The organism is Cytobacillus sp. S13-E01 (genome assembly GCF_029193815.1).
Classification (GTDB): domain Bacteria; phylum Bacillota; class Bacilli; order Bacillales; family Bacillaceae_L; genus Bacillus_BV.
Map to the genome: position 1 here is coordinate 129,462 of NZ_JARFVC010000009.1, position 19,467 is coordinate 148,928.

At 36.6% G+C, this 19,467-nt stretch carries 18 protein-coding genes and 1 other RNA gene; 17 read left to right on the top strand and 2 right to left on the bottom strand.

Annotated features, from left to right (window positions below; genetic code table 11):
• Positions 1-37 precede the first annotated feature (37 nt).
• Both ssrS and PY093_RS08805 read left to right on the top strand, forming a co-directional pair.
• Positions 38-219: non-coding RNA, 6S RNA (gene ssrS / locus PY093_RS08800), on the top strand.
• Positions 220-449: 230 nt separating this feature from the next.
• Positions 450-1,217 (top strand): tRNA threonylcarbamoyladenosine dehydratase, encoded by a 768-nt coding sequence (locus PY093_RS08805; protein ID WP_275645517.1) that lies wholly within the window; start codon positions 450-452, stop codon positions 1,215-1,217.
• A gap of 97 nt (positions 1,218-1,314) precedes the next feature.
• Here PY093_RS08805 and PY093_RS08810 read toward each other — a convergent pair whose 3' ends face one another.
• Positions 1,315-2,052, bottom strand: a complete 738-nt coding sequence (locus PY093_RS08810) for an RsfA family transcriptional regulator (protein WP_275645518.1) — start codon at positions 2,050-2,052, stop codon at positions 1,315-1,317.
• Between the two features lie 223 nt (positions 2,053-2,275).
• The gene (locus PY093_RS08815; RefSeq protein WP_275645535.1) at positions 2,276-3,520 is read right to left on the bottom strand and encodes a replication-associated recombination protein A; all 1,245 of its coding nucleotides are present in this window, start codon (positions 3,518-3,520) and stop codon (positions 2,276-2,278) included.
• A 599-nt stretch (positions 3,521-4,119) separates the two neighbouring features.
• Here PY093_RS08815 and PY093_RS08820 point away from each other — a divergent pair.
• The 15 genes from PY093_RS08820 (at position 4,120) to PY093_RS08890 (ending at position 18,938) form a co-directional block, all read left to right on the top strand.
• On the top strand, positions 4,120-4,803 hold the full coding sequence (locus tag PY093_RS08820) for a YczE/YyaS/YitT family protein (RefSeq protein ID WP_275645519.1): 684 nt from the start codon (positions 4,120-4,122) through the stop codon (positions 4,801-4,803).
• Positions 4,804-4,822: 19 nt separating this feature from the next.
• Positions 4,823-5,239 carry a cysteine metabolism transcriptional regulator CymR gene (cymR, locus tag PY093_RS08825; RefSeq protein WP_275645520.1) on the top strand — a complete coding sequence of 139 codons (417 nt, stop codon included), beginning with the start codon at positions 4,823-4,825 and terminating at the stop codon, positions 5,237-5,239.
• 182 nt (positions 5,240-5,421) lie between these two features.
• On the top strand, positions 5,422-6,564 hold the full coding sequence (locus PY093_RS08830) for a cysteine desulfurase family protein (RefSeq protein WP_275645521.1): 1,143 nt from the start codon (positions 5,422-5,424) through the stop codon (positions 6,562-6,564).
• A gap of 27 nt (positions 6,565-6,591) precedes the next feature.
• The gene (gene mnmA, locus PY093_RS08835; RefSeq protein WP_275645522.1) at positions 6,592-7,704 is read left to right on the top strand and encodes a tRNA 2-thiouridine(34) synthase MnmA; all 1,113 of its coding nucleotides are present in this window, start codon (positions 6,592-6,594) and stop codon (positions 7,702-7,704) included.
• 167 nt (positions 7,705-7,871) lie between these two features.
• Complete coding sequence (locus PY093_RS08840) at positions 7,872-8,543, top strand: tetratricopeptide repeat protein (protein ID WP_275645523.1); 672 nt, start codon at positions 7,872-7,874, stop codon at positions 8,541-8,543.
• 39 nt (positions 8,544-8,582) lie between these two features.
• Positions 8,583-10,991 (top strand): SF1B family DNA helicase RecD2, encoded by a 2,409-nt coding sequence (gene recD2 / locus PY093_RS08845; protein ID WP_275645524.1) that lies wholly within the window; start codon positions 8,583-8,585, stop codon positions 10,989-10,991.
• 27 nt (positions 10,992-11,018) lie between these two features.
• A complete protein-coding gene (locus tag PY093_RS08850) occupies positions 11,019-11,498 on the top strand; it encodes a PRC-barrel domain-containing protein (protein WP_275645525.1) in 480 nt (159 codons plus the stop codon).
• 16 nt (positions 11,499-11,514) lie between these two features.
• Positions 11,515-11,706 carry a hypothetical protein gene (locus tag PY093_RS08855; RefSeq protein ID WP_275645526.1) on the top strand — a complete coding sequence of 64 codons (192 nt, stop codon included), beginning with the start codon at positions 11,515-11,517 and terminating at the stop codon, positions 11,704-11,706.
• A gap of 22 nt (positions 11,707-11,728) precedes the next feature.
• Positions 11,729-11,872, top strand: a complete 144-nt coding sequence (locus PY093_RS08860) for a DUF3918 family protein (RefSeq protein WP_275645527.1) — start codon at positions 11,729-11,731, stop codon at positions 11,870-11,872.
• A 163-nt stretch (positions 11,873-12,035) separates the two neighbouring features.
• Complete coding sequence (locus tag PY093_RS08865; protein WP_275645528.1) at positions 12,036-13,106, top strand: AI-2E family transporter; 1,071 nt, start codon at positions 12,036-12,038, stop codon at positions 13,104-13,106.
• Between the two features lie 573 nt (positions 13,107-13,679).
• Complete coding sequence (gene alaS / locus PY093_RS08870; protein ID WP_275645529.1) at positions 13,680-16,313, top strand: alanine--tRNA ligase; 2,634 nt, start codon at positions 13,680-13,682, stop codon at positions 16,311-16,313.
• A gap of 94 nt (positions 16,314-16,407) precedes the next feature.
• Complete coding sequence (locus PY093_RS08875; protein ID WP_275645536.1) at positions 16,408-16,674, top strand: IreB family regulatory phosphoprotein; 267 nt, start codon at positions 16,408-16,410, stop codon at positions 16,672-16,674.
• Between the two features lie 5 nt (positions 16,675-16,679).
• A complete protein-coding gene (gene ruvX, locus PY093_RS08880; RefSeq protein WP_275645530.1) occupies positions 16,680-17,096 on the top strand; it encodes a Holliday junction resolvase RuvX in 417 nt (138 codons plus the stop codon).
• 14 nt (positions 17,097-17,110) lie between these two features.
• Entirely contained in the window at positions 17,111-17,398 is a 288-nt protein-coding gene (locus PY093_RS08885) for a DUF1292 domain-containing protein (protein ID WP_275645531.1), read from the top strand.
• A gap of 256 nt (positions 17,399-17,654) precedes the next feature.
• Entirely contained in the window at positions 17,655-18,938 is a 1,284-nt protein-coding gene (locus PY093_RS08890; RefSeq protein WP_275645258.1) for an IS110 family RNA-guided transposase, read from the top strand.
• Positions 18,939-19,467: the final 529 nt, after the last annotated feature.

Consider the following 19,467-nt stretch of genomic DNA (forward strand, 5'->3'; position numbering starts at 1 on the left):
GCTTTAGCACTATGTTATTATTTTGACATAGAGTTAAAGAGTCCTGATGTGTTCGTCGTATAATCTATTGTTTTGACCGAACAATAAGTTATACGGGAGCCCGGAGTTTTCTTGCCGCGTACATGCCTCATGGATGAGGACTTACAAAGTTGAAACAGGGCACCCACCTGCCGAGTGCGGGTTCAAAACGAAGGCATCGACGGCACAATTGGGACTCCCTTTTATTACTATAATGCTAATTAATTAGCCCTGTGTAAGTAATTTTGTACTTATACAGGGTTTTTGTTTGCACTTTTATGTAACCTTTAATTTCTCATATAGATTTACTTGCAATTCAGTTCAAGTATGATATAGTTCTATTCGGGTAAAATACTGCAACAGGTTCGTTAAATAGCAGTCGTGTTGCACTGCTAAGTATACATAGTAAAATTACTAATGGAGTTGATAGAATGTTACACCAGTTCTCTAGAAATGAATTAGCAATTGGAAAACAAGGATTAGAGACATTAAAAAATAGCACAGTAGCAGTACTAGGTATTGGTGGAGTAGGGTCATTTTCAGCAGAAGCACTAGCTCGATCAGGAGTAGGTAGGCTAGTTTTAGTTGACAAAGATGATGTAGATATAACAAATGTAAACCGCCAGCTGATAGCGCTTCTTTCAACAGTAGGAAGACAGAAAGTTGAACTTATGAAGGAACGTATTGCTGACATTAATCCTGATTGCGAAGTTATAGCGTTAAAAATGTTCTATACTGAAGATACGTACGAGCAGTTCTTTAGTTATGGACTTGATTTTGTAGTTGATGCATCTGACACGATTTCCTATAAAATCCATTTGATGAAACAGTGTTTAGAACGCAATATACCAATAATCTCAAGCATGGGTGCTGCAAATAAGATGGACCCAACTCGTTTTAAAATCGCTGATATTTCTAAAACGCACACAGATCCAATTGCAAAGGTTATTAGAACAAGATTAAGAAAAGAAGGAATTCGTAAAGGAATAAATGTCGTATTTTCAGATGAAAGTCCAATCGTGATTAGAGAAGACATTCGTGAAGAAATTGTTCCGGACTTGAACGCAAAAATTCGAAAGGCGAAGCTTCCGCCATCATCCAATGCTTTCGTTCCATCTGTCGCAGGGCTCGTTATGGCTAGTCATGTAGTTCGTGAAATGTTAAAGGATATAAAAATATCACGTGTATCAGAAGAATAAGGAATGCGCAGGCCGCCCGGAGCTAGACACCAATACTAGGTACAAAATTTTATCTTTTTATATTTTAAAAAAATCGTGGCATGATGCCACGATTTTTTTATTTAGCTACTTCTAGATTCCCATTCTTATCCATTCTGAATGATGGTGCTTTTCGATCTTCATTTTCCTCAAATAAAACCATTCGACGAGCTCGGTCCATTATCTGAACAAGTGCCTGATAGTCTTCTTGAATCATAGCTTGCTGTTCTGTTAATTTTTGGAGTTTCTTTTCCAATTCTTTATTTTTTTGTAAAAGATCACTATGCTCATGTTTTAATCTTTCATTTTCATTCATTAATTTATAAGAATTCTGGTCTTGTTTCTTTAAGCTAGTTAAAAATGAAATACAATCCTCAAGTGTAATAGATTTTGGAGTAGCTGGAATTAATTCAGTTGCATACTCTTGTTTATATTCAGTAGTCGTATCATTATCTTCCAAATATTGATTATGTTCAAATGGATCAGATTCCTGTTCATTAGTAAGCTTATTCATAATAGTATTGAGAAATGTTTGATTGGATTGTCCAACCTCTTGAATGAAGTTTTGTTTATTATTATTCTCCATTGCTCGTTTCCGTTCTTTTCTCTGCTTTTTCGCAATCGCTATCGCTTGTTCATATTGGTTCCTAACTTCTGCATTCCAGCGAAATCCACAAGCGGCTGATGTTCGGTTTAGTTTATCTCCAACTTCATCAAAAGCAGCTAGTTGAGTGCCACCTTCACGTATATAACGTAGTACCGTTTCAGCCAATAATAAATCATCTTCATGTGACCAAGCATCTTGTCTTACTTTCATATGTTTCAACTCCCTGTTCATGCTAGTTTTTTATCTATCATGACCAACAAAGGAGCGATTTATACATTTTGATAGTTTTATAAAGTATTACAACATCACTTCCGTCATAAACTTGGTTAAATCTAGCACTTTTAATTATAGCAAAAACTAGATACTGCAAAAGTAAATAGTTGAATAAGATCAACGACCATCAAAATCGTTAAGAGGATGAAACAACATCCGTTTACCGATTCTTTTGAAGTTTTTCATATAATTGAGCAAGTGCTTGTTCAAATTTCCCAGTGTGTTTTGGCTCAAAATAAGTTTTGTTTTTAAGCCTGTCAGGTAAATATTGCTGTTTGACCCATCCGTTTTCATAGTTGTGAGGATATTTATACTCTATTCCACGGCCAAGCTTTTCAGCTCCTTTGTAGTGAGCATCCTTTAGATGATCAGGGATGTCTCCTGAAAATCCTGACCGAACATCTTGAATGGCTGAATCAAGAGCTTTATAGGCGGAATTGGATTTAGGTGATAGACATAGTTCAATAACAATATTAGCAAGTGGGATTCGTGCCTCTGGAAATCCTACTCTTTCTGCGACTTCAATAGCAGAAAGTGCGCGTGGCCCTGCTTGTGGACTAGCAAGCCCGATATCTTCATATGCAATAATTAATAACCTACGACTAATGCTAACCATATCACCTGCTTCAATTAAGCGAGCTAAATAATGTAATGCAGCATTAACATCACTTCCACGAATCGATTTTTGAAATGCAGATAACACATCATAATGGGCATCACCGTTTTTGTCATGAACAAAGCTCTTATTTTGCATACACTCTTCAGCAATTGGTAAATTAATCTTAATTATACCGTCTTCATTTGCATCTGTTGAAAGTGCAGCAAGCTCGATTGCTCCGAGAGCGGACCGAACATCGCCGCCTGAGGAATTAGCAATATGTGATAAGGCTTCTGATGTAATCTCAACATTAAGTGAACCTAGGCCGTGTTCAGTATCACTGATAGCTCTAACCAATGCTAGCTCAATCTCATCTGGGAGTAGGGGCTTAAGTTCGAATATTTGACACCGACTTCGTATAGCAGGGTTTATTGCATGGTAAGGGTTACTAGTTGTAGCACCTATCAGAGTAATTAAACCACTTTCTAGGTGCGGTAGAAGAAAATCCTGCTTAGCTTTATCTAGACGATGAACCTCATCCAAAATTAAAATAACTTTACCTGACATTTTTGCCTCTTCAACGACAATTTCCATATCTTTTTTGTTGTTTACAACCGCATTAAGCTTTCTAAATGCTGTCTTTGTGCTTCCAGCAATAGCAGTTGCTATTGAGGTTTTACCAATACCAGGAGGTCCATATAGTATCATAGAAGTAAGGTGTTTTGCTTTTACCATTCGATGTAAAATTTTACCTTCACCAACAAGGTGTTGTTGGCCGATAATTTCGTCTATTTTAGTAGGTCGCATTCGAAATGCCAACGGTTTTTGTTTCACTTATATTTCCCCTCAATCGGCTAAGTATTTTCTTTTTCTTGTTATTTAGGAATTTATAAAATCGTAGGGTTGTGTATAACTTCGTGTGTTTGTCTATCTACGTCTAGCTCCAGGCGCCATCGGCTCTATGGTATAAGCCAATCCGTCTGGAAGGTCAAAGAACAACCTTCCAGACGGCTTGTCTTATGCTTGACTTGAACAGGATGTGCTGATGTCGATGTTCGCCACAGGACGTGGCGGGTTTAAATCGATGCGCCGATAGGCGGGCGCCCTGCGCTTTTCTTGTTATTGATTCCACTAAGGACGATATTCGTTAGAACTGCATTTGATTAATTAACTTTATCATATTTTATGGAGTTGTTAAAATACATTAGTTGTTCAATATATGCTATAATTGCAAAAGCTTATGGTAAAGAAAACTCACCGAGTAGCGGGCCTAATAGGCAAAGACAGAGGCGTAGTTGCCCTTATGCGTATAGAATTTATGGATAATTTCTGATTAGCTTAAAAAGCGTATATAAAATCACTGTAAACTGACTACTACCTAAGATCAGAACGGAGTGAAAGACTAGATGAGACTGAAAGGGCAATATAGTTTACCTAATTTACTTACTAAATGGAGTATCTATTTTACAGGTTTATTAGTAATGTCCCTAGGTATTGTACTAACAATTAAAGCCAATTTTGGCGCATCACCATGGGATGTGTTGCACATTGGTTTATATAATCAGTTAGGACTCTCGATTGGTTCTTGGTCAATTATTGCAGGCTTCGTCATATTAGCACTAACGGGACTGATGACAAAGACCTTTCCCCAACTAGGAGCATTTTTGAATATGCTAACAGTTGGATTGTTTATCGATATGTATATGATGATTCCTTTTCTACAAACACCAAGCACAATTTTCGGGAAAATTATCATGCTTCTATTTGGTATTGCAATCTCAGGGTATGGTATAGGGTTATATATTTCAGCACGATGCGGTGCAGGACCTAGAGATAGCTTAATGATTGCACTGACTGAAAAAACAGGCTGGAAGGTACAATATATACGAGGAGCTATGGAAATTGTCGTTCTTACAGTTGGGTGGCTACTTGGGGGACCGGTTTTTATTGGAACGATCATTTTTAGTTTTACTATTGGTACAATAGTTGGGCATACATTACCGCAATGTCAAGGTATAGCGGACAGTCTACTAAATAAAGTATCTAAACGATATGAACCAGTTATAAAAATCAACAATTTAAGTAACTAGGGAATTAGGGGTGTAAAAGATGAAGATCTCGACAAAAGGTAGATATGGTTTAACAATCATGATTGAACTTGCAAAAAAGCATGGAGAAGGACCAACCTCCTTAAAATCTATTGCTCAAACCCATAATTTATCAGAGCACTATTTAGAACAACTTGTAGCACCATTACGTAATGCAAGATTGGTGAAAAGTATCCGCGGAGCATATGGTGGGTACATATTAGCAGATGAACCAACTAAAATTACAGCGGGTGACGTTATCCGTGTTCTAGAAGGACCTATAAGTCCTGTAGAAGTATTAGAGGATGAAGAACCTGCTAAACGTGAACTTTGGATTCGGATAAGAGATGCAGTTAAAGAGGTATTAGACAACACAACTCTTGATGATTTAGCGAGCTATACTGATGGTGAACAGGAATCATACATGTTTTATATATAACAAATATCTAAGTTTGTATTGTTATGATAACCAAACTATAAGGTTAAAATAAATCTAATCATTTTTTGTATTATTTTTGCAGAAGATATTGGCGCCCGGAGCTAGACACTAAAACTAGGTACAAACTTTTATACTTTCTTATCTTTTAAAAAATGACCGGTTGTTAAAAGGAGGGGTATTATTTGGATAGAGTATACTTGGATCACGCTGCCACCTCACCTATGCACCCTGATGTTGCCTGCAAGATGCTACCGTATATGACTGAAATATTTGGTAATCCATCAAGTATTCATCACTATGGACGTCAAAGCCGTCATGCACTCGATGAGGCTAGACAAAGCATTTCACATTCAATTGGAGCAAAACCAACAGAAATCATTTTTACTAGTGGGGGTACTGAAGCTGATAATTTAGCTTTAATTGGCGTTGCTTTAGCAAACCGTGAAAAAGGAAACCATATTATTACAACCGTGATTGAACATCATGCTGTACTTCATACTTGTGAATTTTTAGAAGCAGAGGGATTTGAAGTTACCTACCTACCTGTTGATGAAAATGGATTGGTTTCGATTAAAGACATTGAAGAAGCGTTAACTACTGAAACGATAATAGTTTCAATTATGTATGGTAATAATGAGGTCGGTGTCGTCCAACCAATTAAAGAAATCGGTGAACTTATTCAAGATCACCAAGCTGTTTTACATACCGATGCCGTCCAAGCTTTCGGTTTAATTCCAATTCAGGTAAATGAACTTGGAGTTGATTTACTATCCGTATCAGGACACAAGATAAATGGTCCTAAAGGTACAGGTTTTTTATATGCTAGAGAAGGAATCAAAATAACACCGAACCTTTATGGTGGAGAACAAGAAAGAAAAAGACGTGCTGGTACAGAAAATGTGGCTGGTATTATTGGTTTAGCTCATGCTGTACACCTTTCTAAACAAAACCTACAGGAACGAAGGGCAGATTATCTGAAATTCCAAGAGATATTTACAGGAACGTTAAATCAACATAAAATTGTGTTTAACATCAATGGCAAATCTGTAGAATCCCTGCCACACATCATTAATCTTTCTTTTCCAAAAACCAATGTAGAATCCATGCTAGTGAACTTAGATTTGGCGGGGGTTTCAGCTTCAAGTGGATCAGCTTGTACGGCTGGCTCCATAGACCCGTCACATGTGTTAGTTGCGATGTTTGGTCGTAATTCTGATCGTGTAAAATCATCGATCCGCTTTAGCTTCGGACTAGGTAATACAGAAGAACAAGTTAGAAAAGCTGCAGAGGAAACCGTAAAAGTAGTAAAGCGTTTAACAAAATAAAACTTTTAGTAATGGAAGTGAAATAAATTGAATAAAGCACCTAAAGACACACGTGTTGTGGTAGGAATGTCTGGTGGAGTGGATTCATCTGTAGCAGCTCTTCTCCTAAAAGAGCAGGGTTATGATGTAATTGGCATCTTCATGAAAAACTGGGATGACACCGATGAATTCGGTGTGTGTACAGCTACTGAGGACTATAATGATGTTATAAGAGTGTGTAATCAAATCGGTATTCCTTATTATGCTGTTAATTTTGAAAAGCAGTATTGGGACAAAGTTTTTACGTACTTTTTAGAAGAATATAAAGCGGGTCGAACTCCAAATCCGGATGTAATGTGCAATAAAGAAATTAAATTTAAAGCATTTCTTGAGCATGCCCTTACCCTAGGAGCAGATTATTTAGCGACTGGTCATTATGCACGTGTTGAATATATTGGTGGAGAATATAAAATGCTACGTGGGTTAGATGAAAATAAAGACCAAACCTACTTTTTAAATCAACTAGGACAAGACCAACTTTCAAAGGTTCTTTTTCCAATAGGAAATATTGAGAAATCAATGGTGCGTGAAATTGCGCATAAAGCCAATCTAGCTACTGCAGCTAAAAAAGATAGTACTGGAATTTGCTTTATTGGTGAAAGGAACTTCAAAGATTTTTTAAGTAACTATCTTCCTGCACAGCCAGGTAACATGGAAACACTTGCTGGTGAGGTTAAAGGTAAACATGATGGACTGATGTATTACACGATTGGCCAAAGACAGGGTCTAGGTATTGGTGGAAGTGGGGAACCTTGGTTTGTAGTTGGTAAGGATCTTAAAAAAAACATTTTGTATGTTGAACAAGGATTTCATAATGAATTACTGTATTCTGACTCAATTATTGCAACTAACATTAGCTGGGTTTCAGGTAAACAACCAAACGAAGAGATAAAATGTACTGCTAAATTTAGATACCGTCAGCAAGATAATGATGTTACTGTCCGTTTTATTGATAACAACAATGTAACTGTTGTTTTTGATGAACAGATTCGAGCCGTAACACCTGGACAAGCAGTCGTTTTTTATCACGATGAAGTTTGTATTGGCGGGGGTACTATTGATGAAGTATTTAAAGAGAATGAAAAAATCTGGTATGTTTAAATAAATAGTAGAAAACTCATATGAAGCCTCAACTCTATTTTGTCGAGTTGAGGTTTTCGGCTTTTTAAGAAAAATATATTGTTTTAGTATAGAAAGCTTCAAAATCCCAGCTATGCTATAATAATTAGACAAAAATAGTTAGAAAACTAATGTTTGGAGTGTATATAATGCTAGATAAAAATAAACAAGGTATTAAATATATGCAAGAAGGGCAATACGAGGAAGCAGCGAAAGCTTTTGCTGAGGCAATAGAAGAAAACCCAAATGACTCACTCGTCTATATTAATTTTGGCAATTTATTATCTGCTCTTGGTGAGGAAGAAAAGGCTTTGAATTTTTTTAATAAAGCAATAGAACTAGATCCAGAAGCTGCAACTGCATACTATGGTGCGGGAAATCTTTATTTTAATGATGAGAACTTTGCAGAAGCTAGAAAAATGTTTGAAGAGGCGATGAAAAAAGGCTTGGATAATTCAGATCTTTATTTTATGTTAGGAATGACGATTCAACAGATAGACCAGCCACGCCTTGCTATGCCCTATTTTCAACGAGCGGTTGAGTTAAATGTAGACGATATAGAGGCACATTTCCAATTCGGACTAAGCCTGGCCAGTCAATCGATGATTGACGAAGCAATAGAACAATTTAATAAAGTAATTGAACTAGATCCAACACATGCAGATGCTTATTATAATTTAGGGGTAGCATTTGCAGGTTATAAAGATGATGGTGAAGCCGCGATATTAATGTTTGACAAAGCACTGTCACTTCAACCTGATCACCTTTTGGCCGGACATGGAAAAAAATTAGTTGAAGAAGCAGGAAATAACAATAATTAAATCATAAATAATTTGTGGTGATGTTAGGAGGGAAATAAAATGGAACAACAAAACTCCCTTGATCTATTTCAAGAGCAACAGAAATACATTAAAGGTACACATTTAGTTACTATTTTTCATAACGAGAAAAATCTTTATTCTGTTGTTAGGGTTCGTGTTCAGGATACAAATGAAGAATATACTGAGAGGGAGGCAGTTGTTACAGGTTATTTCCCGAGAATTCATGAAGACGAAGTATACATATTTTTTGGAGCGCTAAAGGAGCATCCTAAGTTTGGACTTCAATTTCATGTTGAACATTTTAGGAAAGAATTACCACAATCAAAGCAAGGTATTATCCAATATTTGTCAGGTGATTTATTTAAAGGTATTGGTAAGAAAACGGCTGAAAACATTGTTGAGACATTAGGTGAAAGTGCAATTTCAAAAATTTTAGAAAACCCTACTGTATTATCTAAAATCCCAAAATTATCGGATGAAAAGGCTAAAGAAATATATAAATCCTTAATTGAACACCAAGGTCTTGAACAAATCATGATAGGCCTGTCGCAATATGGTTTTGGTCCGCAATTGTCAATGAAAATCTATCAAACGTATAAAGATCAGACATTGGAAATAATACAAGAAAATCCGTACAAAATGGTTGAGGATGTTGAAGGGATTGGTTTTGGACGAGCAGACGAGCTTGGACATGTTTTAGGCATATCAGGGAATCATTCAGATCGAATTCGCGCTGGCTGTTTATATATCCTTGAACAGGATTCTATCCAAGAAGGACACGTTTATTTGTTGCAAGCCCAATTACTACATAAGGTAAAGCATCTTTTAGAAGAAAATAAACGCGATGTTATTTCAGAATTCGACATTTCTCGGGAAATAACGTGTTTAGCTGAAGAAGGAAAGCTTATAATTGAAGAGGAACGCGTGTATGTCCCTTCTCTATTTTATTCTGAGAAAGGACTAGTAACAAATATTACAAGAATTCTTGAGCAAACAGAATACGCAGATAGCTTTCCTGAGAGTGAGTTTTTATTGGCATTAGGAAAACTTGAAGAAAGATTGAAAGTAGAATATGCACCATCTCAAAAACAAGCCATTCAAAATGCGTTAATGTCTCCAATGCTTTTATTAACAGGCGGTCCAGGAACAGGAAAAACGACTGTTATTAAGGGTATTGTCGAATTATATGGTGAATTACATGGATGCTCTTTAGAACCGAAGGATTATAATGACGAAAATCCTTTTCCTATCCTTTTAGTTGCTCCAACAGGTCGAGCAGCTAAAAGAATGAGTGAGGCGACAGGGCTGCCAGCTGTGACGATTCATCGCCTCCTTGGGTGGAACGGAGTTGAAGGCTTTGTACATGATGAAGATAATCAGATTAATGGAAAATTACTTATTGTTGATGAGGTATCGATGGTCGATATTTGGTTAGCAAACCAATTATTCAAATCATTACCACCTTCCATGCAAGTGCTCCTTGTGGGTGATGAAGATCAATTGCCATCGGTTGGTCCAGGACAAGTATTGAAGGATTTATTAGCCTCCAAGGTTATACCAACTGTGCTTCTAACTGATATTTATAGACAAGCACAAGGCTCATCAATTATTGATCTCGCTCATGATATTAAAACAGGCGGTTTACCACCAGATATTACCAATCCTAAACCTGATCGGTCATTTATAAAGTGCAGTCAAACACAGGTTTTGGATGTGGTACGAAAAGTATCACAAAATGCTAAGGAAAAAGGCTATTCCGCAAGAGATATTCAGGTACTTGCTCCGATGTACCGGGGATCAGCTGGGATTGATCAATTAAATATCATGTTACAGGACATGTTTAATCCAAAGTCCGATCAAAAACGTGAAATGCAATTCGGGGATAGCATCTATCGGGTTGGTGATAAAGTACTTCAATTAGTTAATCAACCTGAAAGCAACGTCTTTAATGGGGATATTGGTGAAATTGTTTCAATCTTTTATGCAAAAGAGAACACTGAGAAACAGGACTTAATAGTTATCTCGTTTGACGGAAATGAAGCCACCTATACGAAACAAGAACTAACGCAAATTACACATGCATATTGTTGCTCAATCCATAAATCTCAAGGTAGTGAATTTCCAATTGTTATCCTTCCAATTGTGAAAAGCTATTATCGAATGCTAAGAAGAAATCTAATTTACACTGCAATTACAAGAAGTAAGAACTTCTTAATATTATGTGGAGAAGAAGAAGCACTACGTCAAGGAATTCGTAGGAATGATGATGGACTTCGGCAAACAACACTTGCTACAAAACTTCAGCATGATTTAAAAGCCCCATTAGAAAAATTAGTCATACCCACTGACGCTGAATCTGGAGTTGATGTAGTACCTTTTATGAGGGATGCAAATATTGGCATGGAAAACCTTTCACCGTATGACTTTATGGATGAAAGTGAAAGATAAGTAATGTTCGGAAGGTGGTTGATATCTTTGCGGACATTATCATTATTAAAAGGTGTACCAGTATATAACGAAAAAACAGGTAAATTGTTAGGGAATGTCTCAGATATATGTATCACCACAACTGGGGAGGTCAAATCGTTAGTTTTAGATGGAAAAGGCCTTTTCAGTCGAGATCGATTAATTCCTATAGCGAGTATCGCATCGATTGGTTCCGGTGGAGTAATGGTTAAATGTAACCTTGAAACCTTACCAATGGTACAGCAAAATAAAACCACACATTTTATAAGCTCTCATCATGGTCTTTTTCGAAAACCAGTATTATCCGCTGAAGGTGAAAAGCTTGGGCTTTTGGAGGATGTATATTTTCAAGAAGAATTGGGCACTATTATAGGGTATGAGCTAACGGATGGCTTCTTTGCAGATATAACTGAGGGGAAAAAGGTTGTAAGAACTAATCAACCAATCACAGTTGGTAAAGATGTCATCGTCGTTGATGTAAAACCATGATGAGAGGTGTACACCTGTGTTAAAGTGCCCAAATTGTAAAAGTAAAGATATTGGAAAAATTGGCGTAAATCAATACTACTGCTGGACCTGTTTCATTGAACTTTCAGTTTTAAAAGGACAAATATATACCCATCAGGTTGAAGAGGACGGGTCTCTAAGCTCACTTGACGATTTGTTTGCTGAAGATGACAGAACACTAAGTATGTAATCTAAAGCTAGGGGGAAGCAGAATGAATAAAACAATGACTTCAATAATTGCTCTTGGGTTAGGTGCGGCTGCATACAGCATGGCTCAAAGAAACAATATGGGGAATATGATGAACAATAAAACAATGAAACAAATGCGTAAACGACTTTCTAAAGCGATTTATTAATGGCAAAGCCCCACTATTTTAGTGGGGCTTTCTTCAAATATAAAGAAAGTGTAAAAATTTTGTTCAAGTTCCCAAGCAATTTTCTAGTCTTTTTAATTAGATAAAAATAGAGGGACTTGTGTTAGGCATAAAACCGTAAATAAGAGTGAAAGGAGAAATAATATTGAATGAATCTTCAATAAAGTGGCTACTTAGATTTGGTGTTTTATTACTTTTTTTTCTAGCACTGTTTGTGTTTTTGAAATTAGCCCCAATATGGGTTCCAATTGTACATGTGATAAAAATAGTATTACTTCCCTTTCTTATTTCCAGCTTTATTACCTACCTGCTTCATCCGTTAGTTGAAAAAATCCATTACCAGGGACTCCCTAGATCAATGGCCATCCTTATTATTTATATTTTATTCTTTGGAGGCATGGGGTTTGGGATATATCGTGGTATACCCATTGTCATTACACAGTTGAGGGAGTTAGTTGAAAATTTCCCATTAGTTCTAGAAACATATCGTGAATGGCTAACAAACATTCAAAATAAGGCATCGTATTTACCGAGTGGACTAAATGCAAAACTTGAAGAAGGCCTTATTACGATTGAAGAAGGAATGGACTATATTTTAAATAAGGTTATAGGTACATTGAAGATGCTGCTTAGCTCTATTTTATTATTAGCAATTATCCCTTTTATTGTATTTTACATGCTTAAAGACTATGACGAGATAAAAAAAGCAATTTGGTATATAACACCCAGACGTTTCAGGCAGTCTGGGCAATTATTTATTAAAGACATCGATGAGTCATTAGGAAATTATATTAGAGGTCAATTACTGGTTTGTCTAATCATAGGACTTTTTGCTTCAATTGCATTATGGATTTTCGGAATGAAGTACCCTTTATTACTTGGTGTCGTGATTGGAATTACTAATATCATTCCCTATTTCGGTCCATTAATTGGTGCGATTCCGGCGGGGCTTATTGCAGCAACAATATCGATTGAAATGGTTATTGTAGTTCTTATTATCGTTTTTATTTTACAATTTATTGAGGGTAATCTTCTTTCGCCAATAATTGTAGGCAAAAGCCTGCATATGCATCCAATCATGATTATGGTGGCTTTACTATTGGGTGGAGAAGTTGGTGGTGTGATTGGGTTAATAATTGCTGTACCAGTCTTAGCAATTATAAAAGTCATTATTGTGCATGCTAAATCACACTTTATTAAAGGAGTCGAGTCATAAGGACCAATACAAGTAATAAGTATCATAAGTCATATCAACTAGTAACGTTTAATTTATTTCAACTCAACAAACATTGACAAATAGCAAACGCTTGTCTATAATCGGATTTAAATTATCATTACAATATATGTATTAATACATAAAACTATGAAGGACCCGAGTACGTTTTTAAACCATCTACCACGTGATTTTTCACGTCAGAGAGGGATTTCCTAAGGCTGAGAGAAATTCTAGGGTGGAGGAAAACGGAACGCTAATCCTGAGTGTAGGGAAAAACTACCGGTAGGCACCGTTACCAAAGCTGTATTGAGGTGATGAACATATAACTCTATGTTCATAATCAGGGTGGTACCGCGAGAATACTCTCGTCCCTGTTTTGGGATAAGGGTATTTTTTTATGCAGTTTTTTGTCCAGTTTAGCGCCTCTAAAAGCAAATGCCGGTTCTGTGTTGGTGTCTTTTAAGAACCTGCTATGCGGATGTCGACTAGAGAGAGTATGTTGGCCACTTTTATTGTTTCTGACTGACTAAGGCGCATACGCTTATTTAAACCAAAATTGGAGGTAAAGAGATAATGAAGAATTTAACATCTGCTCAAGTACGTCAAATGTTTCTTGATTTTTTTAAAGAAAAAGGTCATGCTATTGAACCTAGTGCACCATTAGTTCCACATGAAGATCCTTCCCTGTTATGGATTAACAGTGGTGTTGCAACATTAAAAAAATATTTTGATGGTCGAGTTATCCCAGCGAATCCTCGAATTTGTAATGCACAAAAATCAATTCGTACAAATGATATCGAAAACGTTGGTAAAACAGCTAGACATCATACATTTTTTGAAATGCTGGGTAACTTTTCCATAGGGGACTACTTTAAAGAGGAATCTATCATCTGGGCTTGGGAATTTTTAACTAGTAAAGACTGGATTGGCTTTGATCCTGATAGGCTTTCAGTTACAATTCATCCAGAAGACAACGAAGCTTTTGATATTTGGAAAGATAAAATTGGTGTTCCTGAGGAACGAATCATCCGTTTAGAAGGGAATTTCTGGGATATAGGTGAAGGACCAAGTGGACCAAATACTGAGATCTTTTATGATCGTGGGGAATCCTATGGTAATAACCTAGAAGACCCTGAACTATATCCAGGCGGGGAAAATGAGCGTTACCTAGAGGTATGGAATTTAGTATTTTCACAATTTAACCATAATCCGGATGGAACTTATACACCGCTACCAAAGAAAAACATTGATACTGGTATGGGATTAGAGCGAATGGTTTCGGTTATTCAGAATGTCCCAACAAACTTTGATACCGATTTATTTATCCCGATTATAGAGGCAACCGAACATGTATCTGGTGTGAAATACCTGCAAGATAAAGAAAAAGATGTTGCTTTCAAAGTGATTGCAGATCATATCCGTACAGTAACTTTTGCAGTTGGTGATGGTGCACTGCCTTCAAATGAAGGACGTGGATATGTATTACGTCGTTTACTACGTCGTGCAGTCCGTTATGCGAAGCAAATCAACATTAACAGACCTTTTATGTTTGAACTGGTACCTGTTGTAGGAGAAATTATGGTTGATTTTTATCCAGAGGTTCAGGCTAAGAAAGAATTTATCCAGAAAGTGGTAAAAAATGAAGAAGAGCGTTTCCATGAAACCTTAAATGAAGGTTTGGCTATCCTTTCTGGCGTCATAAAGAAAGAAAAAGCAGCAGGGAATGACACTATTGCAGGCGAAGATGTTTTTAGATTATATGACACATATGGTTTCCCTGTTGAACTAACAGAAGAATATGCAGAAGAAGAAAAAATGAAACTTGATCATGACGGTTTTGTAAGTGAGATGAATAGTCAACGTGCGCGTGCAAGAGCGGCTAGGCAGGATGTTGATTCAATGCAGGTTCAAACAGGTGTACTTGGAGAAATTCGAGTAGAAAGTGAATTTGTAGGCTATGAAAACCTTGAAACGACATCAGTTGTAGATGTTATTTTGAAGAATGGTGAATTAGTTGACCGTGCAGTAGTTGGAGACGAAATTCAGATTATTCTCAATAAAACTCCATTTTATGCAGAAAGTGGGGGTCAAGTAGCTGACCAAGGGGAACTTGTTAATGAAGATGTAAGGCTACTAGTTAAGGATGTTCAAAAAGCACCGAATGGCCAAAACATTCACAGTGTTATTGTAGAAAAAGGTTCAATTCAAAAAGGCGCTTCTGTTACATCAAAAATAAATAATGAAAAAAGAGCAAACATTATTAAAAACCATACAGCGACACATCTTTTACACCAAGCTTTAAAGGATGTATTAGGAGAACATGTTAATCAAGCAGGTTCTCAAGTGTCTGCCGAGCGTTTACGATTCGATTTCTCACATTTTGGTCAAATTAAAGATGATGAGCTTGAAAAGATTGAGTCAATTGTAAATGAAAAGATTTGGAGAAGTATAGCTGTAGATATTCAATATAAGTCTCTAAATGAAGCAAAAGCAATGGGTGCAATGGCATTATTTGGTGAAAAGTATGGAGATATCGTTCGTGTTGTCCAAGTTGGAGACTATAGCTTAGAGCTTTGTGGTGGTTGTCATGTTCCAAACACATCAGTAATTGGCTTATTTAAGATTGTTTCAGAAACAGGAATTGGAGCTGGAACTAGAAGAATAGAAGCTTTAACTGGACAAGCTGCTTACCAAATAGTGAGCGACCAAGTAAAGCTATTACAAGATGTTGCTTCCATGTTAAAAACAAAACCAAAGGAAGTGCCAATTCGTATTGAAGCACTTCAATACGAATTACGTAATCTTCAAAGAGAAAATGAGTCCTTGTCAGCTAAGCTTGGTAATATTGAAGCAGGAAACCTCGTTGATAAGGCAAAACAAATTGGAGATGTTACCGTTTTATATAGCAGAATAAATGGGATTGATATGAATAATCTGCGTACAATGGTAGATGATTTAAAACAAAAGCTCGGCTCTGCTGTCATTGTACTCGGCAGTGTAAATGAAGATAAAGTAAATATTACAGCTGGAGTCACGAAAGACCTAATTGAAAAAGGCTTCCATGCTGGGAAGCTGGCTAAGGAAGTAGCAACTAGGTGTGGTGGCGGTGGTGGCGGACGCCCCGATATGGCACAAGCGGGTGGTAAGAACCCTGAAGAACTTGATCGCGCATTACAATTTGTCGAAGAATGGGTAAAATCAGTTTGATAAAGTTTTTATATTGTCTTTAGTTAGTGTACAATGGATATAAGAGATGACATACCAGATTCATGCAGCAGAATCTGAGAGTGAGGTGCAGAAGATGAGCTCATTTGATAAAACAATGCAATTCAATTTTCCTGAAGAACCGATTGAAACAAATGTTAATGAGGTATTGATTAAAGTTTATGAAGCTCTACAGGAAAAAGGATATAATCCTATTAATCAAATTGTAGGTTATTTATTGTCAGGAGACCCAGCTTACATTCCTCGTCATAAAGATGCACGTAATATTATTCGCAAGCTTGAGCGTGATGAATTAATTGAGGAATTAGTGAAATCATACTTAAAGAGTCATCGAGAGGGATAAACCAGATGCGTGTACTTGGCTTAGATGTTGGATCAAAAACCATAGGTGTAGCCATTAGCGATGAAATGGGCTGGACTGCACAAGGTATTGAAACAATAAAGATTAATGAAGAAAGACAACAATTTGGCTTGGACAGACTTCGCCAACTAATTGACGAGTATGGTGTAGATTCAATTGTCATCGGCTATCCCAAAAATATGAATGGTACAATTGGACCTAGGGGTATAGCTAGTCAAGTGTTTGCAGACATGTTAAATGAACAGTTCGGACTTCCAACTATACTGTGGGATGAACGTCTTACTACAATGGCAGCGGAAAAAATGTTAATTTCTGCTGATGTGAGCAGAAAAAAACGCAAAAAGGTAATTGATAAAATGGCTGCAGTTATGATTTTGCAAGGCTATCTTGATAGTAAAAATTAGATGAGGTGAAAGATATGACACATGATGATAACCAAATTACTGTAATTGACGAAAACGGAAATGAACAACTATGCGAAGTACTTTTTACATTTGATTCAGAAGAATTCAAGAAATCATACGTTCTTTATTATCCACTAGGGGCTGACGAAAATGATGATGAAGAAATTGAAATACATGCATCAAGTTTCGATAGTAATGCTGAAAATGAAGAAGGCGAACTACAACCAATCGAAACTGAAGAAGAATGGGATATGATTGAGGAAATGCTAAACACATTCCTTGCTGAAGAAGACGAAGAGTAATAGAGTTGATCACTATAGAAGATTAGTCCTTTAAACACGGGCTAATCTTTTTTTTTGAAAGATAAGAAAGTATAAAAGTTTGTACCTAGTTTTAGTGTCTAGCTCCGGGCGCGCCTTTCGCTTTTCTTGAAAGATAAGAAAGCATTCCTGTATTAAAGCAAAATGAGATTTGAATAAAATAAGCCTCCTTGGTATGATACAAAGTGTCCAAGCTGATCAGCGCAAAGGACATTTAATAACCAAAGGAGGACATAAAATGAAGTATAAACAAAATGACAAGATTCTGCAACTTACAGAAAAAACCTTAATTATAGGGGTTGACATTGCTAAACATAAGCATGTCGCAAGAGCACAAGATTATAGAGGTATACAATTTGGAAAAGCTCATACATTTTTAAACACATATGAGGGTTTTGAAGGTTTCATAAACTGGTTAAATCAAATCAAAGCTAAACAGTCTAAGGAAGATGTCATCATTGGGATGGAACCTACTGGACATTATTGGCTTCCGTTGGCTTATTGGCTAAAAGAAAAAGGAAAAAAGGTGGTTGTAGTTAATCCAGCTCATGTTAAGCAAACAAAGGAGTTAGATGACAATTCTCCTACTAAGAATGATTTCAAGGATGCTAGAGTTATCTCTAGACTTATTGAGGGCGGAAGATATTCGGAGCCCAATTTACCGGAAGGTATATACTCGGATTTACGTGAAGGTATGAACCTATATAACCAATTGGTACAGGACCTAACAGCTGTGAAAAATATAGTTCACCAATGGCTCGACCGTTTCTTTCCTGAATATTTAACGGTCTTTGGGAAGTGGGATGGAAAAGCTTCTCTACAAGTTCTAAGAATGGGACTTTTTCCTGATGAGTTATTAGAGCGTGAAGACTTGGAAATTCTAGCTGAAATTCGTAAAGAAGTTAAAAAAGGTGTGGGAATAAAGAAGGTTGTTCAGTTGAAAAACGTTGCCCTTCGTTCAGTAGGCATTAAAGAGGGGCGAAGTCTAGCTAGGTTAAAATTAAAAAGCTTACTAGACCAATACGATCTTCTTTCAGAACAATTAGAGAGCGTCTGGAGTGAAGTAGAGAACATCATACAAGATGTTCCAGGGGCGAGAGAGATGGGAGATATTAAAGGTATTGGACAAGTTACAGTAGCCTCCTTTTTTGCAGAAGTCGGTGATTTACAAAAGTACTCACATCCCGACCAAATTGTTAAGTTAGCAGGATTAAACTTAAAACTAGCTACATCAGGAAAGTGGAAAGGGCAAACAATTATTACTAAACGAGGGCGTCCTAAATTAAGGGCACTATTGTTTAAAGTCGTGTTGCCTCTTGTAGCTCAAAATCCTGCATTTAAGGCACTACATCAGTACTTTATTACACGAAATGAAAATCCATTAAAAAAGAAGCAGTCTATCATCGCTATATGTTGTAAATTAATTCGTATTTTATTTACGATTGGAAAGAAACAAATTGAGTTTGAACCAGCTAAAATGTTACAAGATATTCCTCATTTTAGTATGCAAGAAGCTGCTTAAAAGGATAGGGTAAAGTGATCAAAAAGAAGTTAGGTGCAGAAAATAGTCGAAGATTTATATAACATAAACAGTAGTATCGATGACAATATTTAATTCTCATTTTTTATTCACTTAGTAGTCGAAGTATTTTAAAGTTGTTTCAATTTGAAGAAGACTTACAACAGAAGCTAGGAGCAGTCGGCAAGCATTTATACTATTGGGCAATGACCCCGCAAGAAAGCATCGCCGACCCCACTTCATGGATAGGCAGAACGAAGGAATGTATGCGCATATTTTTCATATGACGCCGTGAGAAATGGGAGGGTGTGCCGCCATGAACATTGTGGGATCCAATAGCGACCATATTTCTAGATATTATCCTTTTTTGTAAAAAAATAGAAGAAGAGGGTTTATTTAACTATGTCCTCCTCCTCTAAAATACAAATAAAGTTCTGTTAGTCCATTAAAGTGCAGTCTTATTGAAATTTGAAATACTGAGAAAAACAGAGAAAACAAGAGAAAAACCTTACTTTAATGAGGGAGTATAAAA